We start from the raw sequence: 6,689 nt of genomic DNA, 5'->3' as shown, positions 1-6,689 counted from the left end.
GAATAAATAGGAGTTTTTAATGTATTTTAAAAATTACAACTTTTTGATGTATAAAAGTTGGTGCGCTACGCTGCACTAACGCACCCTACATCTGTATTATCTAATTCATCCCAAATACAGAACCAACTGTAGACTTAATCGAGTTTCCGGCATCCTTTAAAGCTTGAGTAAAGGGTTGCTTGTTTTGTAAAAAGACCCTCGCACAATTACGTCCTGGCATCCCGGAAATTGAACCGCCGGGATGTGTTCCTGCGCCTGTTAAAAAGAGATTATCAATGGGAGTTTTATAATTAGCTAATTCGGGTAAAGGTCGGAAAAAGATCATTTGATCCATTGTCATATCAATATGATAATAATTTCCTTTATATGCTCCTAATCTTTCTCCTAATTCCGCTGGACTTTCAACTCTTCTAGCGATAGTTGCTTTTTTCACATTGGGGGCATAAGTTGCTAATTTGTCAATTACTCTATCTGCAACTTGATTTTTCAATTCATCAGTCCAACCTGTTCCTTTTAAACCTGTACCGTTTGCATTAGCAATTTGATAGGGTGCAAAAAATTCAATCCATAAAGTATGTTTTCCAGGTGGCGCTAAACTGGGGTCAAGGGCGCTAGGCATGACGAGATACATGGAGGGGTCAGAATCGGGAATTTCGCCTAATGTACATTTACTATGAGCCTGTTCAACATGATTCATAGAATCAGCAATGAGAATTGAACCAATGAGATATTCATCTTTATGATCATGATGAGAAAAATGCAAGGGTTCATCTAATGCTAAATCTATTTTGAGGATAGTTTCATTGTTGTTGATAATGCGGCGTTCTAATCTTTCCCATAAATCAGGATCAACGGCATCAATATCATTTTTTTCTGTCATTTGTAAGAATAATCTTTGGGCATCAATGTTAGAAATTACGCCATGTTTTGCTCGATATTCTTTACCACCTGCCACCCGCACACCCTCGGCTTTAGCATCATTAATTAAAATCTTTTCTACGTGCTGGTCTGTGAGAATTACCCCACCTTTGCTATTAACTAATTTCACCAATGCTTGCACCAATGCACCTGTACCGCCGCGAGGTCTAGCCATACCAGGATTATGACGCATTGCCATCATCATCACCCCAATTGCGAGATTTTTTTGAGAAGGTGGCGCACCTAATTCAGAAGAGAGTCTAGCTAGGGGTGCTTTGAGAAATTCTTCATCAAACCATTCATTGAGAATATCCTCGGCACTATTAAGCATTGTTCGCACAAAATCAAAGCTTTTGGCGGGAGAACCCACTACAGAAAATAAATCTTTAACCTGTTGAAAATTGTAGTTACCAAAAATATCTATAATTGATTTGGGTGGAGCATTAAACATGGGTGTCATGGCGTTAATTGCCCGTTGCCAATAATCTGTAAATTCGGCATATTTTTTAGCATCTCTTTCATTGTAACGAGCTATTTCCGCACAGGTTTTTTCTAATGATTTATGGGCTAAGAAATATTTACCGTCGGGGTGAGGGCAAAATACAACTGGGTCACAATCTAGATATTCTAAGCCATATTTTGTTAGTTCTAATTCTTCGACAACTGGACCTAAATGAATAAATTCATGGTCAATGGCACACAAGTTAAATTTAAAACCCGGTGCTTTGTCTGGAATACATTCTTCTGTTGTGGCTGCACCACCGGGAACAGGACGTTTTTCTAGTAGAAGGACGCTATAACCTGCTTTGAGTAAATAAGCTGCACAAACTAAACCGTTGTGTCCAGCGCCGATGATGATAACGTCGTATTCTTGCATATCTCTTATGATATAAAAACCTGGCTTTTTTATATTATTATATTTAGAGAATGCAAGCAAGTATGGCTCTACCGTTTCCTTTATGTAAAACAACATTTATTGGTTGGGTTAAGGAACGTTCACGTCCGCGGAGCGTGGCGTTAGCCATAGTCTGGCGAAGCCATAACCCAACACCCCTGACCATCTTTCTTCTAATGTTGGGTTATGCCTTCGGCTCCCGTAAGGGATACACTTCGTTCAACCCAACCTACAAAAATTAAATTAATATTCTTTTCCATAAGGGTAGTAGTAGAACCGCAAGTATTAAAAAAATAGATGATAAACCCAGAACCCCGACTTTTTATATATAATCAGAATTTATTTACAAGATAAAAAAAGAAGTCGGGGATCTTAATTGACTAAATTAAACTTTCACTGGTTCTAAATTTGCAGATTTTGGTTGACGAATATTCTGAATTTCTAAATTTATTGGACGATTTGGACCTGTGACTAAACCGCGTCTTTGTGGTTTGATTTCGTGAGTATCAATTAATTTCATTGACCATGTTTTCATGACTTTAGCTAATATTAATTTCATTTCCATTTGGGCAAACGCTAAACCTATACAACGTCTTGCACCACCACCAAAAGGTAGAAATTCATAAGGAGAAAATTGTTTTTCTAAAAAGCGTTCTGGGTGAAATTTCTCATGTTCAGGATAAATATCTTCGCGGTGATGAGTTAAATAAATTGAACCTATGACAACTGTACCTGGTTCAAGTTGATAACCACAGAGAGAAATAGGGGTTTTTACTTTTCTGGGAAAAGTTAGCATTCCTACGGGATAAATCCTTAATGTTTCATTACAAACCGCAGTTAAATATGGCAATTTAAAGACAGTATTAGAATCATAATCTTCTCCTAAACTATCCAATTCTGCTAATAGTTTTTCTCGTACTTCTGGGAGTTTATGAATCCAGTAAAAAGCCCAAGAAACAGCTGTAGCTGTAGTTTCATGACCTGCGAATAGTAAAGTTATTAATTCATCTCGTAATTCTTCATCAGTCATGGCTTCACCCTGTTCATCTCTGGCGATCATCAGTAAAGTAAGAATATCTGTGCGGTGAGGATCAAAATTTTCTCTTCTTTCTCGAATTTCCTGATAAATGAGTTGGTCAGCTTGTTCCTGTTTCTTCATTTGTTGTTTCCAAATTTCCGAAATACCAATCATATTTTTCAAGTTGGGAAAGTAGAGAAAAGCCACTCTCCAAGGACTACTAGTTTGTTCAACAATTTCACAAAGTAACTGTTTAAGTTTTTGAGGACGTTCTCCTTCATAAATGCCAAAAACAGCTTCCATCATCACCTGAAGAGTAATCTCTTGAGAAATATTCCTGATATTAAAAGGTTGATTTTTTGGTTGTTTATTGATAGTTTTTGTGGTAATATTTTCAATTAATTCGGCATAATTTCGCATTCTTTCCCCATGAAAAGGTGGCATAATTAATTGACGTTGACGTTGATGCTCTTTACCACTAAGACTAATGACAGAATTTTTGCCCAGTAAATATTCAAAAATACTATTCAATTCTCCTGGTGCTTCCAATTCTTTTTGATCATTACTGAGTATTTGCTGAATAGCTTCAGGAGAATGAACAAATAGAATTGGTGGTAAATTACTTTGCAATTTTAGAGTAAACAAATCACCATATTTTTTAGCACATTCCACCATATAAGGCATAGGTCTGAATATCCAGTTTAAAACTTGAATAGTAGATGATGCTTTGGGTCTTGGTATTATTTGCATAATTTTCTCCCGTTTTGATCACACAATTAATTATAGAATAACTTAACTTCAACTATAAACCCTTTTGGGGTCAGGGGAACTTGGCAAGAGGCAAAAACATAAAAAATCATCAACTTATTTTCAACTTCCAGTTGATCAAAACTGGGTGATGACGACCTTTAAGTACCATTTTAATAGGCGGTTAATTCTTCGGTATCATAAGTGATAATTCTTCAGAATCCGTCGAAATTACTGACGATAACTATCTTCTTCCCTTCGTGGTTCATTTAACCTAAATTAAAAATAAGACCCCTCCCCGCTCTTCGAGAAGGGAATCAGAGGTTTTTTTATGTGTCCTGCTGTACGCAGTTCATGATGGCTACTTATGGTGATGTTGCAAAAATACAATTAACTATTAGATCCTCAAAGATGTAAGATTTTGGTTACATTAAACCAGAAACTCAAGTTTTTTCCGATTTTATTAAGGTACTTATTAGCATGACAGTAATTACGACAAAGGCAGCTTCCGCAGTTCCAAATTTTTGTGAAGGGATACAATATTTTGGGGAAGCATTGCCAGATTTTGAAACTTATGGGGCAACTCCCGTGATAGAATCGGGCAGGAATGCGATCGCCTCCCCCACAGATGCAAATGCAGTATATCAAACCCTACTCGCCGCTGATGCCCTGCGCTACCTAACCCTACAAGTCACTGGTAGTAAGGCTTCTGGACATCCCGGCGGTTTTGCCAGCCAAGCGGAAGCTTATGCAGCTTTGGTCATGCTGGGACATAAAAACATTATCACGGAAGTGGGACATCACGCCCCCGGTTTCTATAGTGCCATGTTCCTAGACCGGTCTTTGGAAGACATGGGCATTTCTACAGTACAACAATTGCGCGATCGCTTTCGAGAAAAGCATGGATTATTAGGACACCTTTCCGGCTACATTCCCGGTATTCTCGCACCGGCGGGACCCCTGGGACAAGGACAACATTTTGCCATGTCTGCTGCCCTGTTGCACCGTGACAAACTCTTCCCCTTCACAGTGGGAGACGGGGGACTGGGTGAACCCTATATCATGAGTTCAATGGCACATTTCAACACCGCTTACCCCACCGTCACCAACTTTTTACCCGTGTTGGTGTGGAACGGTTACAGCCAAGAACACCACAGCATGGTATCTTTGAAAACCAACGCAGAGATGATCGCCTATTGGCAAGGTAACGGTTTTGCCGAAGTTGTATTAGTCAATGCCAAAGATTTTGACGACCAAAATCAAGCCGGTGAATACGTTGATAGTACCGCATTTTCCTTTGAGAACCGCCTAGAATTTACCAAAGCCGTATTAGTAGGTATGGATAAAGCTGCCCGTTCAGCACTTGGCGGAAAATTGACCGTATTTATTATCAAACAACTCAAAGGGGCAGGGGTTCACGCCTTGGGGGCAAAATCACACAACCTCTATCCTAAAGATACATTAGACGCGCCCCATATTGTCACCGCTTTACAAAAACGGGCATTATCAGCCGCAGCATGGCAAATTGTGCGGACAAATGCCGAACGGGCGGGAGGTGGTCCGGCGGCGAAAACTGTGGTGACAGAATTTGAATTACCCTTAGCAGATTTAGGGGAATTACCATTAGAAGAATATAAGGTTGGGGCAGTTCCCCAAGTGGCGACAACGGCAATGGGTAGGTTAGTGGGAATAGTCGGAAATAAGGATAAAAATTTCCTCGTAACTAACGCTGACGGTAACGAAGCATCAGGAATTGCTAACATTAACCAAGCTTTAAAAATCAATCACCCCACCACCGATGATTTATATAATCAAGCCCCAGGAGGTCAAGTTTACGAACCTTTGAGCGAAGATGCTTGTGCAGGATTAGCCGCTGGTTTATCCTTAATGGGGGCGAGAACTTTGTGGTGTTCTTACGAATCTTTTGCCATCAATGGTTTACCAATTTGGCAAACAGTAACCCAAGCAATGGCAGAATTACGCCGTCAAACTCCCTCGACAATTACATTATTTACAGCCGGGGCTTTAGAACAAGGACGCAACGGTTGGACTCACCAAAGACCAGAAATTGAAGCTTATTTTGCTTCTTTGATGAGAACTGGAAATGTCTTCCCATTATTTCCCCCAGATGCTAACAGTATTCAAGTCTGTTATAACTGGGCTTTGCAAACAAAAAATAAGGGCATTGTCATTACTGCTAGTAAGTCTCCTTTGCCAATTCGTAGCACCTTTGCCCAAACTGAAAAAGGCTTAATTGATGGTGCGGTGTTATTACATGAAGTGGCTGGTGGGAAGACAGTTGTATTTGCTGTAATTGGCGATTTGACTTTAATTCCTGTGTTTGAAGCGGCGGCTTTTTTAGAAACTGAAGGTATTGGGGTGAAGATTGTTTCTATTATCAATCCTCGTCGTTTATATCGTCCTCATGATACAGCTTGGGATACTTGTTCTGAACCAGATAACGGTTTTTTAAGTGATGCCGATTTTGAGCAATTGTTTGGTGGAGATGCCTTAATTGGTGTGACAGGTGGCGCTGCGGCGATGTTAGAACCGATCATGTTACGCAGTAATTCAAAGCGTGATTCTTTTGCCTGGAAGCGTGGGGAAACTACGGCTAGTGCGGGTGAGTTGATGGCTTTTAATGGTTTGACTGCGGAAGCTTTGACTAAGCGGGCTATTGAGTTGGTGCATTAATTAGAACGCAGATGTACGCAGATTAACGCGGATGATTTGGCGTTGGGTTGCGTACATTTGCTGATTTTTTTATTGGAGGGAACGCAGATGAACGCAGATGAACGCAGATTGGATTTGAATGGGGTTACGGAAAAGATTATTGGGTGTGCTTTTAAGGTGGGTAATACTTTGGGGGTTGGTTTTTTGGAGCAGGTTTATGAAAATGCTCTGGTGCATGAGTTACGAAAAACTGGTTTGTTGGTTGAGCAGCAAAAAATGCTGGAAGTTTGGTATGACGGTATAGTTGTGGGTAATTATAGGGCTGATTTGTTGGTAGAAAATACTATTATTGTAGAGTTAAAGGCAGTAACAACACTGGATAGTAAGCATTTTGCCCAATGTATGAATTATCTTAAAACAACTGGACTTACTCTATGT

4 protein-coding genes are annotated in these 6,689 nt (G+C 39.8%); 2 read left to right on the top strand and 2 right to left on the bottom strand.

What is annotated here, in order from left to right:
• Positions 1 to 100 precede the first annotated feature (100 nt).
• Together crtO and IQ228_RS17875 are read right to left on the bottom strand one after the other, a co-directional pair.
• A complete protein-coding gene (gene crtO, locus IQ228_RS17880) occupies positions 101 to 1,795 on the bottom strand; it encodes a beta-carotene ketolase CrtO (RefSeq protein ID WP_027401163.1) in 1,695 nt (564 codons plus the stop codon).
• Between the two features lie 403 nt (positions 1,796 to 2,198).
• The gene (locus IQ228_RS17875; protein ID WP_193963784.1) at positions 2,199 to 3,581 is read right to left on the bottom strand and encodes a cytochrome P450; all 1,383 of its coding nucleotides are present in this window, start codon (positions 3,579 to 3,581) and stop codon (positions 2,199 to 2,201) included.
• Between the two features lie 477 nt (positions 3,582 to 4,058).
• On the opposite strand from IQ228_RS17875, the gene IQ228_RS17870 reads away from it, so the two are divergent.
• Together IQ228_RS17870 and IQ228_RS17865 are read left to right on the top strand one after the other, a co-directional pair.
• Entirely contained in the window at positions 4,059 to 6,272 is a 2,214-nt protein-coding gene (locus IQ228_RS17870; protein WP_193963782.1) for a phosphoketolase, read from the top strand.
• Positions 6,273 to 6,359: 87 nt separating this feature from the next.
• The coding region (locus IQ228_RS17865) for a GxxExxY protein (protein WP_193963780.1) at positions 6,360 to 6,689 on the top strand (330 nt) is incomplete at its 3' end.

The organism is Dolichospermum sp. LEGE 00246, assembly GCF_015207865.1.
In the GTDB taxonomy this organism is placed as follows: domain Bacteria; phylum Cyanobacteriota; class Cyanobacteriia; order Cyanobacteriales; family Nostocaceae; genus Dolichospermum; species Dolichospermum heterosporum.
Note: the sequence above shows the minus strand (reverse complement) of the source record. Positions and strands in the feature narration are given on the sequence as shown.